General features: G+C 37.9%; 19 protein-coding genes. All 19 read left to right on the plus strand.

The window, feature by feature from the left end:
• The first annotated feature begins 11 nt into the window (after window positions 1–11).
• The 19 genes from ftsY to hslU all read left to right on the plus strand — a co-directional run bounded on the left by ftsY (window position 12) and on the right by hslU (window position 17470).
• Window positions 12–1001, plus strand: coding sequence for a signal recognition particle-docking protein FtsY (gene ftsY / locus DT250_RS12570; protein WP_000007644.1), 990 nt, complete (start codon window positions 12–14; stop codon window positions 999–1001).
• Between the two features lie 133 nt (window positions 1002–1134).
• A complete protein-coding gene (locus tag DT250_RS12575) occupies window positions 1135–1467 on the plus strand; it encodes a putative DNA-binding protein (RefSeq protein ID WP_000891061.1) in 333 nt (110 codons plus the stop codon).
• 12 nt (window positions 1468–1479) lie between these two features.
• Window positions 1480–2829, plus strand: a complete 1350-nt coding sequence (ffh, locus tag DT250_RS12580; RefSeq protein WP_000863466.1) for a signal recognition particle protein — start codon at window positions 1480–1482, stop codon at window positions 2827–2829.
• 100 nt (window positions 2830–2929) lie between these two features.
• Window positions 2930–3202, plus strand: coding sequence for a 30S ribosomal protein S16 (gene rpsP / locus DT250_RS12585; RefSeq protein WP_000268750.1), 273 nt, complete (start codon window positions 2930–2932; stop codon window positions 3200–3202).
• Between the two features lie 14 nt (window positions 3203–3216).
• Window positions 3217–3444 (plus strand): KH domain-containing protein, encoded by a 228-nt coding sequence (locus tag DT250_RS12590; protein WP_000737397.1) that lies wholly within the window; start codon window positions 3217–3219, stop codon window positions 3442–3444.
• A 121-nt stretch (window positions 3445–3565) separates the two neighbouring features.
• Window positions 3566–4081 carry a ribosome maturation factor RimM gene (gene rimM, locus DT250_RS12595; RefSeq protein WP_000170282.1) on the plus strand — a complete coding sequence of 172 codons (516 nt, stop codon included), beginning with the start codon at window positions 3566–3568 and terminating at the stop codon, window positions 4079–4081.
• On the plus strand, window positions 4081–4815 hold the full coding sequence (trmD, locus tag DT250_RS12600; protein WP_097889673.1) for a tRNA (guanosine(37)-N1)-methyltransferase TrmD: 735 nt from the start codon (window positions 4081–4083) through the stop codon (window positions 4813–4815). The genes rimM and trmD overlap by 1 nt, the downstream gene beginning before the upstream one ends.
• Before the next feature lie 146 nt (window positions 4816–4961).
• The gene (gene rplS, locus DT250_RS12605) at window positions 4962–5306 is read left to right on the plus strand and encodes a 50S ribosomal protein L19 (protein ID WP_001186518.1); all 345 of its coding nucleotides are present in this window, start codon (window positions 4962–4964) and stop codon (window positions 5304–5306) included.
• A gap of 101 nt (window positions 5307–5407) precedes the next feature.
• Window positions 5408–5959 (plus strand): signal peptidase I, encoded by a 552-nt coding sequence (gene lepB, locus DT250_RS12610; protein WP_087981660.1) that lies wholly within the window; start codon window positions 5408–5410, stop codon window positions 5957–5959.
• 20 nt (window positions 5960–5979) lie between these two features.
• Window positions 5980–6870 (plus strand): ribosome biogenesis GTPase YlqF, encoded by an 891-nt coding sequence (gene ylqF, locus DT250_RS12615; RefSeq protein ID WP_048546006.1) that lies wholly within the window; start codon window positions 5980–5982, stop codon window positions 6868–6870.
• Window positions 6871–6922: 52 nt separating this feature from the next.
• Complete coding sequence (locus tag DT250_RS12620; RefSeq protein WP_088064287.1) at window positions 6923–7696, plus strand: ribonuclease HII; 774 nt, start codon at window positions 6923–6925, stop codon at window positions 7694–7696.
• A gap of 194 nt (window positions 7697–7890) precedes the next feature.
• A complete protein-coding gene (gene sucC / locus DT250_RS12625) occupies window positions 7891–9051 on the plus strand; it encodes an ADP-forming succinate--CoA ligase subunit beta (RefSeq protein ID WP_001020778.1) in 1161 nt (386 codons plus the stop codon).
• Window positions 9052–9070: 19 nt separating this feature from the next.
• A complete protein-coding gene (gene sucD / locus DT250_RS12630) occupies window positions 9071–9973 on the plus strand; it encodes a succinate--CoA ligase subunit alpha (protein ID WP_000115178.1) in 903 nt (300 codons plus the stop codon).
• An 87-nt stretch (window positions 9974–10060) separates the two neighbouring features.
• Window positions 10061–10930: a DNA-processing protein DprA gene (dprA, locus tag DT250_RS12635; RefSeq protein ID WP_088064286.1), complete on the plus strand. Its 870-nt coding sequence runs from the start codon at window positions 10061–10063 to the stop codon at window positions 10928–10930.
• 144 nt (window positions 10931–11074) lie between these two features.
• The gene (gene topA / locus DT250_RS12640; protein ID WP_001286953.1) at window positions 11075–13153 is read left to right on the plus strand and encodes a type I DNA topoisomerase; all 2079 of its coding nucleotides are present in this window, start codon (window positions 11075–11077) and stop codon (window positions 13151–13153) included.
• A gap of 48 nt (window positions 13154–13201) precedes the next feature.
• Window positions 13202–14506, plus strand: coding sequence for an FADH(2)-oxidizing methylenetetrahydrofolate--tRNA-(uracil(54)-C(5))-methyltransferase TrmFO (gene trmFO, locus DT250_RS12645; protein WP_060488428.1), 1305 nt, complete (start codon window positions 13202–13204; stop codon window positions 14504–14506).
• A gap of 65 nt (window positions 14507–14571) precedes the next feature.
• Window positions 14572–15471, plus strand: coding sequence for a tyrosine recombinase XerC (gene xerC / locus DT250_RS12650; protein ID WP_001101235.1), 900 nt, complete (start codon window positions 14572–14574; stop codon window positions 15469–15471).
• A 42-nt stretch (window positions 15472–15513) separates the two neighbouring features.
• Window positions 15514–16056 carry an ATP-dependent protease proteolytic subunit HslV gene (hslV, locus tag DT250_RS12655; RefSeq protein ID WP_000526271.1) on the plus strand — a complete coding sequence of 181 codons (543 nt, stop codon included), beginning with the start codon at window positions 15514–15516 and terminating at the stop codon, window positions 16054–16056.
• A 22-nt stretch (window positions 16057–16078) separates the two neighbouring features.
• Window positions 16079–17470, plus strand: coding sequence for an ATP-dependent protease ATPase subunit HslU (gene hslU, locus DT250_RS12660; RefSeq protein ID WP_060488429.1), 1392 nt, complete (start codon window positions 16079–16081; stop codon window positions 17468–17470).
• The last annotated feature ends 55 nt before the right edge of the window (window positions 17471–17525 follow it).

Genomic DNA, 17525 nt, shown 5'->3' on the forward strand with positions numbered 1-17525 from the left:
GATGGGACAGTATGAGTTTTTTTAAAAAATTAAAAGAAAAAATTTCAAAACAAACAGATACGGTAACAGAGAAATTTAAACATGGATTAGAAAAAACGAGAAATTCGTTTGCAGATAAAGTAAATGATTTAGTTTATCGTTATCGTAAAGTAGATGAAGATTTCTTTGAGGAATTAGAAGAAATTTTAATTGGTGCAGATGTCGGAGTTTCGACGGTAATGGAATTAATTGATCAATTGAAAGAAGAAGTGCAACGTCGTAACATCCAAGATCCAAAAGAAGTACAAGCTGTTATTTCAGAAAAGTTAGTAGGAATTTACAAAGGCGACAGTGAGTTTAGTAACGAAATTAATATGCAAGAGGATCAATTAACAGTTGTTTTATTTGTCGGTGTTAACGGCGTAGGGAAAACGACGACGATTGGTAAACTAGCACATAAATTCAAATCAGAAGGTAAGTCTGTCCTATTGGCGGCAGGAGATACATTCCGCGCAGGAGCGATTGAACAATTAGAAGTATGGGGCGATCGCGTTGGTGTAGAAGTGATTAAACAAGGGTCAGGATCTGATCCAGCGGCGGTTATGTATGACGCTGTACAAGCCGCGAAAGCACGTAAAGTAGACGTATTACTATGTGACACAGCAGGACGCTTACAAAATAAAGTAAACTTAATGAAAGAGTTAGAGAAAGTGAAGCGTGTAATTGAGCGTGAAGTACCGGGGGCTCCTCACGAAGTATTACTTGTTATTGATGCAACAACAGGACAAAACGGTTTAAGTCAAGCGAAGACATTCCGTGAAGCAACGAATGTTACTGGTATTGTTTTAACGAAGTTAGATGGAACTGCTAAAGGTGGTATTGTATTAGCGATTCGTAACGAAATGGATGTACCGGTGAAATTCGTTGGATTAGGAGAGCAAATGGATGACTTGCAGCAGTTTGATCCAGAACAATATGTGTATGGTTTATTTGCGAACTTAGTAGAAACAGAAGAAGTGTAAGTGAAAGAAGCGGTATTTTCCGCTTCTTTTTCTATAAAAATATGTGATGTTAAGAAAAAAACTTGACACTCTTTTGTACTCCATGTAAACTAATTCATGTAAAGGGAAATCACTTAACAAAGGATGATCCAACATGCTCGAGAAAACAACGAGAATGAACTATTTATTTGATTTTTATCAATCGTTGTTAACGCAAAAACAAAGAAGTTATATGTCGCTTTATTATCTAGATGATTTATCTCTTGGTGAAATTGCGGAAGAATTTGATGTAAGTCGCCAAGCCGTGTATGATAACATTAAACGGACTGAAGCGATGCTTGAAGAATATGAAGATAAATTAGTATTACTTCAAAAGTTTCAAGAGCGACAGCGACTTGTTGCAAAGCTAAAACAGCTAATCAGCGAAGAAGAGCATGTGAATGAAGAAATGAAACAAGTTGTTGAAGCTATCGAAAAATTAGATTAGGAGGGCGGCAATATGGCATTTGAAGGATTAGCCGACCGACTTCAACAGACAATGCAAAAAATCCGCGGCAAAGGAAAAGTTTCTGAAGCCGATGTGAAAGAAATGATGAGAGAAGTTCGTCTAGCTCTTTTAGAAGCGGACGTTAACTTTAAAGTAGTAAAAGATTTTGTAAAGCGTGTGTCTGAACGTGCTGTCGGACAAGATGTAATGACAAGTTTGACACCTGGACAACAAGTAATTAAAGTCGTACAGGAAGAACTTACAGAACTTATGGGCGGAGAGCAAAGCAAAATTGCTGTTGCTAATAGGCCACCGACTGTTATAATGATGGTTGGTCTGCAAGGTGCGGGTAAAACAACGACGACAGGTAAGCTTGCGAATTTGCTTCGTAAAAAGCATAATCGTAAACCAATGCTTGTTGCAGCGGATATTTACCGTCCAGCAGCGATTAAACAGCTTGAAACATTAGGGAAGCAATTGGACATGCCTGTATTCTCTTTAGGAGATCAAGTAAGTCCTGTTGAAATTGCGAAACAAGCGATTGCAAAAGCAAAAGAAGATCATCACGATTATGTTTTAATTGATACAGCAGGTCGCCTGCATATTGATGAAGAACTAATGGATGAATTAGCGAAAGTGAAAGAAGTTGCGAAACCGGATGAAATTTTCCTTGTTGTCGATGCGATGACGGGACAAGACGCGGTAAATGTTGCACAAAGTTTCCATGAACAGTTAGGTTTAACAGGTGTTGTATTAACGAAATTAGATGGTGATACGCGCGGTGGTGCGGCATTATCTATTAAGGCGGTAACAAATACACCGATTAAATTTGCTGGTATGGGTGAAAAACTAGATGCGATTGAAGCGTTCCATCCAGAGCGTATGGCATCCCGTATTTTAGGGATGGGAGACGTCTTAACATTAATTGAAAAAGCGCAAGCTACAGTTGATGAAGAGAAAGCAAAAGAACTTGAGCAAAAAATGCGTACGCTTTCGTTTACGCTTGACGATTTCCTAGAACAACTTGGACAAGTGCGTCAACTTGGACCGCTTGATGAATTGTTAGGAATGCTTCCTGGTGCAAATAAAATTAAAGGGCTGAAAAATGCGCAAGTTGATGAAAAACAAATTGGGCATATTGAGGCAATTATTCGTTCTATGACTAAATTAGAGCGAGAACAACCGGAAATAATCAATGCTAGTCGCAAAAAGCGCATTGCCAAAGGTAGCGGTACAACGGTACAAGAAATCAATCGTTTAATCAAGCAATTTGATGATATGAAAAAGATGATGAAAACGATGACGGGAATGCAAAAAGGTAAGAAAAAAGGACTAGGTGGATTGAAGTTTCCATTCATGTAAGGAAAAAAGATGGCTCTGTTAAGAAAAAATACTTTACAAAGCAATAGTCTTTTTGCTAATATAATTATCTGTGTGAAATAAATTCGGAGGTGCTTTATAAATGGCAGTTAAAATTCGTTTAAAACGTATGGGAGCTAAAAAAACTCCTTTCTATCGTGTAGTTGTTGCAGATTCTCGTTCTCCTCGTGACGGACGTTTCATTGAGGAAATCGGTACTTACAATCCGGTTGCTCAACCAGCTGAAGTTAAGATCAACGAAGAAGCAGCATTAAAATGGTTAGGAAATGGTGCTAAACCATCTGATACAGTTCGTAACTTATTCTCTAACCAAGGTATCATGGAGAAATTCCACTTATCTAAACAAGGTAAGTAATTGAGGCAATGACTATGAAGAAGTTAGTCGAGACGATTGTCAAGCCTCTTGTCGATCATCCTGAAGATGTAAAAGTTACACAGGAACTTTACAACGGAGAGATAAAGTATCGATTAACTGTACATCCTGAGGATGTTGGAAAAGTCATTGGAAAGCAAGGGAAAGTTGCGAAAGCAATTCGAATGCTCTTGTATTCAGTGGGACATCATAATGATGAAAAAGTAACACTGGAAATTCAATAAACGTAAAAAGGGCGAGGAGTTATTTCCTCTCCCTTTTTTAACATTTAAAGAGAAGTTGCATGTTCCATATGTGAAATGGAGATGCTTAATTTATATAGAAACCAGGGGTGACATACTATTTATGACAAAATGGTTTAACGTAGGGAAAATTGTAAATACTCATGGCGTAAGAGGAGAAATACGTGTTATTTCTCGTACTGATTTTCCAGAAGAGCGATATAAAGTAGGAAACACGTTATACATAAGTAATGAGAAAAGTACAGACTACCTTCCAGTGAAAGTAACTTCTCATCGTCAACATAAGACATTTGATCTATTAACATTTGAAGGATACAACAATGTAGATGAAGCAGAGAAGTTTAAAGGTTCTTTAATAAAAGTACCAGAAGAGCAGTTAGGTGAACTAGCTGAAGGCGAATACTACTACCATGAAATTATTGGTTGCAGTGTTGTAACGGAAGAAGGAGAAGCGTTAGGAACAATAAAAGAAATTTTATCTCCTGGTGCAAATGATGTTTGGGTAATTAAACGTCCAAAAGGTCAAGATCTATTAATTCCTTATATTGATGATGTTGTACTTCAAGTTAACATTGAGAATAAATTAGTAACCATTCATGTAATGGAAGGGCTATTATAATGAAAATTGACATTTTAACATTGTTTCCAGATATGTTTACGGGTGTGTTTGGATCTTCAATTTTAAAGAAAGCGCAAGAAAAAGAAGCGGTAGAGCTTCGTGTTGTCAATTTCCGCGATTATACAACGAGTAAGCATAATAGCGTAGATGATTATCCGTATGGTGGTGGCGCTGGGATGGTATTAACCCCCCAGCCTATCTTTGATGCAGTGGAAGAGTTAACGAAGGAAACAGACCGTAAACCGAGAGTTGTCCTAATGTGTCCACAAGGAGAGCGTTTTACGCAGAAGAAGGCAGAAGAACTTGCTGAAGAAGAGCATGTTATTTTTGTGTGTGGTCATTATGAAGGGTACGATGAACGAATTCGTGAGCATCTCGTAACGGATGAAATTTCTATCGGTGACTACGTATTAACCGGCGGAGAGTTAGCCTCTATGGTTATTACGGATAGTGTCGTGCGTCTCCTCCCGGGAGTGCTAGGAAATCATGCTTCACAAGTCGAGGATTCGTTTAGTACAGGTTTATTAGAACATCCTCATTATACACGTCCAGCTGATTTTCGTGGTATGAAGGTACCGGATGTACTAATGTCAGGAAATCATAAAAATATTGATGAATGGCGACACAAAGAATCACTACGTCGTACGTACACGCGTAGACCGGATTTACTGGAAGAACGAAAATTATCTAAGCAAGAAGCGAAATGGCTAGAACAAATTAAAGAAGACAAGTAAGGGCTTGATATATTTTCTATTGCAACAGTCCTAGCAATATGCTATTATAACACTTGTGCTACTGAAATCAGTGGCCATATTAACGATGTTCCGCTGTAATTTATTAAGACTTTATAAGAGCATCTGTTTAAAGGAGAGAATTTAATATGCAACAATTAATCGCAGAAATTACTCAAGGCCAATTAAAAACTGACCTTCCTTCATTCCGTCCTGGAGACACTTTACGTGTACACGTAAAAGTAGTTGAGGGAACTCGTGAAAGAATTCAGCTTTTCGAAGGTGTTGTAATTAAACGTCGTGGTGGCGGAATCAGTGAAACATTCACAGTTCGTAAGATTTCTTACGGTGTAGGTGTTGAGCGTACATTCCCAGTTCACACGCCAAGAATCGCGAAACTTGAAGTACTTCGTCGTGGTAAAGTACGTCGTGCTAAGTTATACTACTTACGTAACCTTCGCGGTAAAAAAGCACGTATTAAAGAAATTCGATAAGACATGTATGGGAGCTTGTAAATACACAAGCTCCCTTTTTCCAATCTATATAAAATTTTGATATAATACGAGCAGCTTACATAATCGTGGAGGGGAAATGCATGAAAAAAGAAAAGAGTTCACTTTGGGAATGGATCAAAGCAATTTTGATTGCTGTTGTATTAGCGGGTGTTATTAGACAGTTTTTCTTTGCTCCAATTCTCGTAGATGGAGTATCGATGGCGTCTACTTTACATGATCGCGATCGAATGATTGTCAATAAAATTGGTTATCACATAGGAGATCCGAAACGATTTGATATTATCGTATTCCGAGCAACGGAAGATAAAGATTATATTAAGCGCATTATCGGCCTGCCAGGCGATGAAATAGAGTATCGTAATGATAAACTATATGTTAACGGAAAGGCTTATGAGGAGCCGTATTTAGACAAGCAAAAAAAACAAATTGCTGACGGACCGCTTACATATGATTTTACTCTTGAAGAAATGACAGGGAAGAAAACTGTTCCAGAAGGTCAATTATTTGTTTTAGGCGATAATCGTCGTTTTAGTAAAGATAGCCGTTCGATTGGTACAATTGCAATGGACCAAGTGATTGGAAAAGCAAATATACTATATTGGCCGTTAAAAGATGCTCGTATTGTGAAATAAAAGAAAAAGAAGGTGGCAACATGGTAATTCAATGGTTCCCGGGACATATGGCAAAGGCTAGACGCCAAGTAACAGAAAAATTAAAGTTAATTGATGTTGTAATTGAGCTTGTAGATGCTCGATTACCTTTATCTTCTCGAAATCCAATGATCGATGAGATTATTACACATAAGCCGAGGCTTGTTGTTTTAAATAAAGCGGATATGGCAGATGATCGTTTAACAAAGCAGTGGATTGCATATTTTAAAGAAAAAGGCCAAATGGCAATTTCAATTAACGCACAAGCTGGACAAGGTATGAAGGAAATTGCAGCGGCTTGTAAAGTGTTGGTGAAAGAAAAATTTGATAAAATGGTTGCAAAAGGTATTAGACCGAGAGCAATTCGTGCATTAATTGTAGGTATACCGAATGTTGGTAAATCTACGTTAATTAATAAGTTGGCGAAGAAAAATATTGCTAAAACAGGAGATCGTCCTGGTGTAACAACAGCTCAACAATGGATTAAAGTTGGGAAGGAAATGGAACTGTTAGATACACCGGGTATTTTATGGCCTAAATTTGAAGATCAATTAGTGGGTCTTCGTTTAGCGACAACAGGCGCAATTAAAGATTCAATTTTAAATTTACAAGATGTTGCTGTTTACGCTTTACGTTTTATGGAAAAACATTATCCAGAACGTTTGAAAGATCGATATAATTTAAATGAAATTCCAGAAGATATTGTGGAGTTATTCGATGCAATTGGAAAAAATAGAGGCTGTTTAATGGGCGGCGGAATGATTGATTATGATAAAACATCTGAGCTTATACTTCGTGAGCTTCGTGGTGGGAAACTTGGGAAAATGACGTTTGAAACACCAGAAGAGTTTGCGGAGCAAGTAGAAGGTGTTGAAAAAGTAGAAGAAGTATAAGACGTGCGTTTGTACGTCTTTTCTTTTTTGTATACAAAAGGAGTGTGCGTGAATGCAAAAAGTGACTATTCAAGAAGCGGAACATTTACTGCAAAAAATTATGAGTGAAGAGGACGACCGCTTTCAAATATTAATGAAAGATGAGCGAAAAGGGGTACAAAAGCTCATTTTGAAGTGGCATAAACAAAAAGAGTTAGCGCAGAAAGAAAAAGAAAAGTTTTTCGAAATGTCCAAGTATGAGATTGCATTACGTGAAAAAGGGCTCACATTTATTGCAGGTATAGATGAAGTAGGGCGTGGGCCGCTAGCTGGGCCTGTCGTGACGGCAGCTGTTGTCCTTCCGGAAGATTTTTATATTCCAGGGTTAAATGACTCGAAAAAGCTGAGTGAGGCGAAGCGAGAGCGTTTTTATGATGAAATTAAAGCACAAGCAATTGCAATTGGAGTTGGAATTGTATCACCACAAGTTATTGATGAGATAAATATTTATCAAGCGACGAAACAAGCGATGTTAGATGCTGTTGCGAATTTATCTTGTGCACCAGAACATTTATTAATTGATGCGATGAAACTTCCTACACCAATTCCGCAAACATCCATTATTAAAGGTGATGCGAAAAGTATTTCTATTTCAGCTGCATCCATTATTGCGAAAGTAACGAGAGATCGTATGATGAAAGAGCTTGGAGAAAAGTATCCTGCATATGGATTTGAACAACATATGGGATATGGCACAAAACAACATTTAGAAGCGATTGAAGCGCATGGAGTATTAGAAGAACATCGCAAATCGTTTGCACCAATTAAAGATACGATTCACAAATAAGCTGCGAATATGCAGCTTATTTTTTTATTTTGGTATATGAACATTATTATTTTTAAAAAAGAATAAAGCGATTTCAGTTTTCTGACACTTTATTGTAGACAGCGTGCCAATCATCTTATACAATGGCAATGTAATGTTTTTTAAACATTTAAAAACTTTTCGAGTAAAACAGGAAAACAGGGGAGGATGGGACCATGAATATCCATGAGTACCAAGGTAAGGCAGTCCTTAAAAGCTATGGGGTTAGCGTTCCGAACGGGAAGGTTGCATTTACAGTAGAAGAAGCTGTAGAAGCAGCGAAAGAATTAGGAACGGATGTATGTGTAGTAAAAGCACAAATTCACGCTGGTGGACGCGGCAAAGCTGGCGGAGTAAAAGTTGCAAAAAATTTAGATGAAGTTCGTACATATGCAGAGAGCATTTTAGGAACTACACTTGTGACACATCAAACAGGTCCTGAAGGTAAGGAAGTAAAACGCTTACTTATCGAAGAAGGTTGCGATATTAAAAAAGAATATTATGTTGGTCTAGTTTTAGATCGTGCAACTTCTCAAGTTGTTTTAATGGCATCTGAAGAAGGTGGAACAGAAATTGAAGAAGTAGCAGAGCAAACACCTGAAAAGATCTTTAAAGAATATATTGATCCAGCAGTAGGCTTACAAGGCTTCCAAGCGCGCCGAATCGCGTTTAACATCAATATTCCAAAAGAGCTTGTAGGACAGGCTGTGAAGTTTATGATGGGCTTATACCGTGCGTTTATCGAAAAAGATTGCTCTATCGCGGAGATCAATCCACTTGTTACAACAGGTGACGGTAAAGTTATGGCATTAGATGCGAAATTAAACTTTGATTCTAATGCTTTATATCGCAATAAAGACATTTTAGAACTTCGTGATCTTGATGAAGAAGATTCAAAAGAAATTGAAGCTTCTAAATATGACCTAAACTACATTCCTTTAGATGGAAATATCGGTTGTATGGTTAATGGTGCAGGTTTAGCGATGGCTACAATGGATATCATTAAACATTACCATGGCGATCCAGCTAACTTCTTAGATGTTGGTGGCGGTGCAACAGCTGAAAAAGTTACAGAAGCATTCAAAATTATCCTTTCTGACAAAAATGTAAAAGGTATCTTCGTTAACATTTTTGGTGGCATTATGAAGTGTGATGTTATCGCAGAAGGTGTTATTGAAGCGACGAAACAAGTAGGTCTTGAATTGCCTTTAGTTGTACGTCTTGAAGGTACAAACGTAGAGTTAGGTAAGAAAATTTTAAATGAGTCTGGCTTAAATATTGTTGCAGCAGAATCTATGGCAGACGGTGCACAAAAAATTGTTTCACTAGTGGGCTAATAGAAAGCGGGGGAGAAAAATGAGCGTATTAGTTAATAAAGATACAAAAGTTATTGTTCAAGGTATTACAGGTTCTCAAGGTTTATTCCACACAAAACAAATGATTGAATACGGTACGAAAATTGTCGGTGGTGTAACGCCAGGTAAAGGTGGCACTGATATTGAAGGTGTACCAGTATTTGATACTGTAGAAGATGCAGTGAAAGCAACAGGCGCAAACGCTTCAGTTGTATACGTTCCACCCGCTTTTGCGGCTGATGCAATTATGGAAGCAGTTGATGCAGAAATCGATTTAGTAGTATGTATTACTGAAGGTATTCCTGTATTAGATATGGTAAATGTAAAGAGATATATGGCAGGTAAACATACACGTTTACTTGGACCAAACTGTCCTGGTGTTATTACGCCTGATGAATGTAAAATTGGTATTATGCCAGGGTACATTCATAAAAAAGGCCATGTAGGTATCGTATCTCGCTCTGGTACATTAACGTATGAGGCTGTACATCAGTTAACACAAGAAGGTATTGGCCAATCTACTGCTGTAGGTATCGGCGGGGACCCAGTTAACGGTACGGACTTTATAGATGCGTTAAAAGCATTTAATGAAGATGAAGAAACACATGCTGTAATTATGATTGGTGAAATTGGTGGTACAGCGGAAGAAGAGGCGGCTGAATGGGTGAAAGCTAATATGACAAAACCTGTTGTAGGCTTCATTGGTGGCCAAACAGCGCCTGCTGGCAAACGTATGGGCCATGCTGGTGCAATCATTTCTGGTGGTAAAGGAACTGCTGCAGAAAAGATTAAAACGATGGAAGCTTGTGGTATTAAAGTAGCGGAAACTCCAGCGGTTATGGGCGAAACGCTAATCTCTGTCTTAAAAGAAAAAGGGCTATTTGAGACTTGTAAAAACTACTAATCTGTTGAAAGACACCTTCTTGCTTGAAGGTGTCTTTTTACGCAATTCTTGTTTACATAATAAAAATTATGGGTAAGGAGAATTAAGATGAAAAGAGAACGATTATTACATCTTCATTATTTTTTAGCAGATCATTGGAAGGCGATGGAAAGACTACTATATGTCGATCCTGAATTGAAGGGAATATACACTTTTAATACGAAACAAATGGAATACTACACTGGAATATCCTCGAAAAAATCTTCAGAATTAGTAAATTTTCTTCAAAGTTCAAATCTCTCGCAATATATATCTTATTTAGAGAAAAATCGAATTTTTTATATGACTATATGGGATGAAGATTATCCACAATTATTACGTGAAATACAAGATCCCCCATTTGTATTATATGGAAAAGGAGAGAAGTATTTTCTCAATAAATCGAATAAATTGGCGGTTATTGGAACGAGAGAACCGACTTTATATGGACATGAGAGTTTAAAATTTATTTTACACCCATTATTAGAAAGGGAATGGCTTATTGTCAGTGGGTTTGCAAGAGGGATAGATACAATGTCTCATGAAATTACAGTAAGACGGCATTGCCCGACTATTGCAATACTAGGACATGGATTATCGTATATGTATCCAAAAGAGAATAGACATTTATATGAAACGTGGAATGAATATATATTGTTATTAACAGAGTATCCGCCGCACTATGCACCGAAAAAATGGTATTTTCCAAAAAGGAACCGGATTATTAGTGGTATAAGTAAGGGTGTTTTAGTTGTAGAAGCGAAATCAAGAAGTGGAACACTTATTACTGCGGACCTTGCTTTAGAGCAAAATAGAGAGGTATTTGCACTTCCTGGACCTATATTTATAGATAGTGCATCAGGAACGAATCATCTGATTCAACAAGGAGCAAAACTAGTAAGAAATGCAGAAGATATCTTGGAAGAAGTTTTAAATTAACTTTATATTTTTATGTTTTTATTAAACAATTATTGACAAATGGTAGATAGGCACTGTATGGTATATTCATTCTTGATTGACAAAAACAAGAGAAATCAATAAGATTGATGAAGACTTGAATCCACCTCTTAAGGAGGCACTAGCATGTCAGATTACCTCGTAATCGTGGAGTCGCCTTCTAAGGCGAAGACCATTGAGAAATATTTAGGGAAAAAATACAAAGTTGTCGCGTCTATGGGACACGTTCGCGATTTACCTAAAAGCCAAATGGGGATAGAAGTAAAGAACAACTTCACCCCGAAGTATATTACCATTCGTGGTAAAGGTCCCGTCTTAAAAGATTTAAAATCAGCGGCCAAAAAAGCAAAGAAAGTCTATCTCGCGGCCGATCCAGACCGCGAAGGGGAAGCGATTGCTTGGCATTTAGCCAATACGTTAAATGTGGACGTTGAATCAGATTGCCGAGTTGTGTTTAATGAGATTACAAAAGATGCAATAAAAGAATCATTTAAACATCCTCGTGCGATTAATATGGATTTAGTAGATGCACAGCAAGCAAGGCGTATACTAGATCGTCTTGTTGGTTACAATATTAGTCCTTTATTATGGAAGAAAGTAAAAAAAGGATTAAGTGCAGGACGCGTACAATCTGTAGCAGTTCGTTTAATTATCGAACGTGAAAAAGAAATTCAAATCTTTGAGCCTGAAGAATTCTGGACAATTAAGACAGAATTTGTGAAAGGGAAAGACACATTTGAAGCAAGTTTTTACGGTGTAGATGGTGAAAAAGTTCAATTAACGAATGAAACGCAAGTGAATGAAATAATTGAACAGATGAAAGATAATGCGTTTTCAGTTGAAAATGTAACGCGAAAAGAGCGAAAACGTAATCCTGCATTACCGTTTACAACATCTTCCTTGCAACAAGAGGCAGCTCGTAAGTTAAACATGCGAGCAAAGAAAACAATGATGCTCGCGCAGCAATTGTATGAAGGGATAGATCTTGGAAAGCAAGGGACTGTAGGTCTTATTACGTATATGAGAACTGACTCAACACGTATCTCAGAAACAGCTCAAACAGAGGCGCGTACTTACATTACTGAGGCGTTTGGTGCGGAATACATAGGGACAGAAAAGAAGAAAGAAACGAAAAAGTCGAACGCGCAAGATGCGCATGAGGCAATTCGTCCTACTTCGGTAATGAGAAGGCCAGAGGAACTAAAGAGTTTCTTAAGTCGTGATCAACTTCGGTTGTATAAACTGATTTGGGAGCGATTTGTTGCAAGTCAAATGGCGTCTGCTATAATGGATACTGTGACAGCTAGACTCATTAATAACAATGTTCAGTTCCGTGCAAGTGGATCGGTTGTAAAGTTTCCAGGATTTATGAAAGTGTATGTAGAGTCGAAAGATGACGGGGCTGAAGAAAAGGATAAAATGTTGCCACCTTTAGAAGTAGGGGAAACGGTATTTTCGAAGGATTTAGAACCGAAGCAACACTTTACACAACCTCCGCCGCGCTATACAGAGGCTCGTCTAGTAAGAACACTTGAAGAGCTTGGAATTGGAAGACCGTCGACTTACGTACCGACACTTGAAACGATTCAAAAACGTGGATACGTAGGTTTGGATAATAAACGCTTCGTTCCAACTGAACTTGGTGAAATAGTAATTGAACTTATTTTAGAGTTTTTCCCAGAAATTATTAACATTGAATTTACTGCTAACATGGAGCAAAGTCTTGATGAAGTAGAAGAAGGAAATGCGAATTGGGTAAAAATTGTTGATGATTTCTACGTAGGCTTTGAACCGCGTTTAGAAAAAGCGGAAAAAGAAATGCGTGAAGTGGAAATTAAAGATGAACCAGCTGGGGAAGACTGTGAATTGTGTGATCACCCAATGGTCTTTAAAATGGGTAAATACGGGAAATTTATGGCTTGTTCGAATTTCCCAGATTGTCGTAATACAAAACCGATTGTGAAAGAAATCGGTGTTACTTGTCCGAAGTGTGATAAAGGTCAAATTATTGAACGCCGTAGTAATAAAAAGAAACGTCTTTTCTATGGATGCGGTACGTATCCAGAGTGTGACTTTGTATCTTGGGATAAACCAATTGGTCGTAAATGTCCGAAGTGCGAAGGTATGCTTGTAGAGAAGAAGTTGAAAAAAGGCGTGCAAGTACAATGTATTTCGTGTGATTATGAAGAAGAACAACAAATGTGAGCGTAACTGCTCACATTTTTTTCGGGAAGAAAAGGAAAGGTGATAAATATGACAACACAAGTAGTAAACGTCATTGGCGCAGGTCTTGCAGGAAGTGAAGCAGCTTACCAAATTGCAAAACGTGGTGTCCAAGTGAAATTATATGAAATGAGACCAGTAAGGCAAACGCCAGCTCATCACACAGATAAATTTGCAGAGTTAGTATGCAGTAACTCGCTTCGCGCAAACACATTAACAAACGCTGTTGGTGTTATTAAAGAAGAAATGCGTTTAATGGACTCTGTTATTATTCGTGCAGCTGATGAGTGCTCTGTACCAGCAGGAGGAGCTTTAGCTGTAGATCGTCATGAATTTGCGGCAAAGGTAACAGAGTATGTGAAAAAACATCCGAACGTAACTGTGATGAATGAAGAAATTACTGAAATTCCAGAAGGGCCTACTGTTATCGCGACAGGTCCACTTACGTCTCCTGATCTTGCTGCACAATTAAAAGAATTAACAGGTGAAGATTATTTTTATTTCTATGATGCTGCAGCACCGATTGTTGAGAAAGATAGCATTGATATGAATAAAGTATATTTAAAGTCTCGTTACGATAAAGGGGAAGCTGCATATTTAAACTGCCCAATGACGGAAGAGGAATTTGACCGTTTTTACGAGGCATTAATTGCTGCTGAAACAGTACCTTTAAAAGAATTTGAAAAAGAAATTTTCTTTGAAGGTTGTATGCCGGTAGAAGTTATGGCAAGTAGAGGAAGACAGACGCTAGTATTTGGACCGATGAAACCTGTTGGATTAGAAGATCCGAAAACAGGAAAAACGCCATATGCTGTTGTTCAGTTACGTCAAGATGATGCAGCAGGAACGTTATACAATATCGTAGGTTTCCAAACGCATTTAAAGTGGGGACCACAAAAAGAAGTGTTACAGTTGATTCCAGGACTGGAAAATGCAGAGATTGTACGTTATGGTGTAATGCATCGTAATACGTTTATTAATTCACCTAACTTGCTTCGTCCAACATATCAATATAAACAACGTGATGATTTATTCTTCGCTGGCCAAATGACTGGAGTAGAGGGATATGTTGAATCGGCGGCATCAGGATTACTAGCGGGTATTAACGCTGCTCGACTTGTGAAAGGTGAAGAGCCGGTTGTATTACCGCCTGTAACTGCAATGGGAAGTATGGCGAATTATATTACTGCGACAAACGCGAAAAACTTCCAGCCAATGAATGCAAACTTCGGTTTGTTTGCACCGTTAGAGAAGAAAATTAAGAGGAAAGCAGAACGAAATGAAGCATATGCAACACGCGCTTTAGAAACAATTCAAAATTTTGTAAATATTTAGTTAAATTTCTTGCAAAGGCTACTAAGTTGTGATACGATTTAGTAGCCTTTATTGAGGTGAATTGTGTGAATGTGAAGAAATTGTTACAATTATTCGTTGGATATTTACAAATTGAAAGAAATTATTCAAAATATACAATTGCAAGTTATCAAAATGATTTAGAACATTTTGTGCAATTTATGGAGCGAGAAGGCATATCCTCTTTTTTAGATGTTACATACGCGGATGTTCGTTTGTACTTAACGACGTTGCACGATGAAAAGTTAGCCCGTAAATCTGTCGCAAGAAAAGTATCAAGCTTACGAAGTTTATATCGTTTTTTGATGCGTGAAGGTTATCGGAAAGATAATCCGTTTGCACTTGCGTCACTCCCCAAAAAAGAATTGTCAATCCCAAAGTTTTTATATGCTGAAGAATTAGAGGAATTATTTGAAGTTGCTGATACGGAAACACCGCTAGGTCAAAGGAATCAAGCTTTATTAGAGTTGATGTATGCGACTGGAATCCGTGTGAGTGAATGTGTCAATTTACAACTTACCGATATTGACTTCGCGGTGGGAACAATTTTAGTAATGGGAAAAGGAAAAAAACAAAGGTATATTCCGTTCGGAAGCTATGCGCAAGATGCTTTAATTACTTATATAGAGAACGGGAGAAAACAGTTGGCTCACAAAACTGAAGAACACTCTCATATGGTATTTTTAAATGCGAAAGGCACGCCGCTAACAAGTCGAGGGGTACGCTATGTATTAAACGAACTCATTAAGAAGGCTTCACTGACAATGCGGATAAGTCCCCATATGTTAAGGCATACATTTGCTACACATATGTTAGATGAAGGGGCAGATTTACGTACTGTACAGGAGCTACTCGGTCATGAGAATTTGTCGACGACACAAATTTATACGCATGTCTCTAAAGAAAGATTGCGTTCGGTCTACATGAAGCATCACCCGCGGGCATAAATTGCTTTTAAAGCTATAAAAACATATAAAGGAGTTTTTTCTATGGGAAATTTCCACGCTACAACGATATTTGCAGTTCATCATAATGGAGAATGTGCAATGGCTGGAGATGGTCAGGTGACAATGGGAAATGCAGTTGTAATGAAACATACAGCTCGTAAAGTCCGTAAACTTTTCCAAGGGAAAGTTTTAGCTGGCTTTGCAGGTTCCGTTGCTGACGCATTTACTCTTTTTGAAATGTTTGAAGGGAAATTAGAAGAGTACAATGGGAACTTGCAGCGTGCTGCAGTTGAGATGGCAAAACAATGGCGTGGCGACAAAATGTTACGTCAGCTAGAAGCGATGCTCATTGTCATGGATAAAACAACTATGCTTCTTGTTTCAGGTACAGGAGAAGTGATTGAACCAGATGATGGGATTTTAGCGATTGGATCTGGTGGGAATTATGCGCTTTCTGCAGGTCGTGCTTTAAAGCAATATGCAAGTGAACATTTAACAGCGAAGCAAATTGCGAAAGCGAGTTTAGACATTGCTGGCGATATTTGTGTTTATACAAACCACAATATAATTGTGGAAGAATTGTAGAATCGTAAGGGAGGCATTTTATATGCATTTACATTTTACTCCGCGTCAAATTGTGGAAAAATTAGATCAATACATTATCGGTCAAAAAGATGCGAAGAAAGCGGTTGCTGTAGCTTTAAGAAATCGATATCGTCGAAGTAAATTAGCTGAAAATCTACGTGATGAAATTGCGCCTAAAAATATTTTAATGATTGGACCGACAGGTGTTGGTAAAACAGAGGTAGCACGACGAATGGCGAAACTCGTTGGAGCACCTTTTATTAAGGTTGAAGCTACCAAATTTACAGAAGTTGGATATGTAGGTAGAGATGTAGAATCGATGGTACGTGACCTTGTGGAAACGTCAGTTCGTATCGTGAAAGAAGAAATGGTAATTAAAGTACAAGACAAAGCAGAAGAACAAGCGAACCAACGTCTTGTTGAAATTTTAGTGCCGAGTCCGGAGAAACAATCTGGATTTAAAAACCCATTAGAAATGCTATTTGGCGGTGCTCAAAATTCGAATCAAACATCTGATGCACAGGAAGATGGTGAAATCGAAAAGAAACGTCAAGATGTGGAAAGAAAGCTTGCTGCAGGACTTCTTGAAGATGAAATTGTATCGATTGAAGTGACTGAGCAACAGTCTTCCATGTTCGATATGTTACAAGGAACTGGTATGGAACAAATGGGAATGAATTTCCAGGATGCATTAGGAAGTTTTATGCCGAAAAAAACAAAAAAACGTAAACTTTCTGTGAAAGAAGCAAGAAAACTCTTGACAAATGAGGAAGCACAGCGCTTAATTGATATGGATGAAGTTACACAAGAGGCTGTTTATCGTGCTGAACAGCTCGGGATTATTTTTATCGATGAAATTGACAAAATTGCTGGTAAGCAGTCGAATAGCGTAGATGTATCACGTGAAGGTGTGCAACGTGACATTTTACCAATTGTAGAAGGATCGAATGTTGCGACAAAATACGGATCAGTAAAAACGGATTATATTTTATTCGTTGCAGCTGGAGCGTTTCATATGTCTAAACCGTCGGATTTAATTCCGGAACTGCAAGGGAGATTTCCGATTCGAGTAGAATTAACAAAATTATCGACAGATGATTTTGTTAAAATATTAATCGAGCCTGACAATGCGTTAATTAAACAATATATGGCTTTATTAGCGACTGAAGGTATAGAAATTGAATTTTCAGACGAAGCTATTCGTAAGATTGCTGAGATTGCTTATCAAGTTAATCAGGATACAGATAATATTGGAGCAAGAAGACTTCATACGATTATGGAGAAACTCCTTGAAGATTTATCGTTTGAAGCATCTGAAATTACGTTAGAGAAAATAACGATAACACCTCAATACGTTGAGGAGAAATTAGCAACGATTGCTAAAAATAAAGATGTGAGCCAGTTTATTTTGTAATAGTGTCATCAGGTGACTCGCCCTAGTTTCCAAGTGATGAAAAAATATGTAAGTA

The organism is Bacillus sp. AR2-1 (assembly GCF_008368755.1).
Lineage (GTDB): Bacteria > Bacillota > Bacilli > Bacillales > Bacillaceae_G > Bacillus_A > Bacillus_A wiedmannii.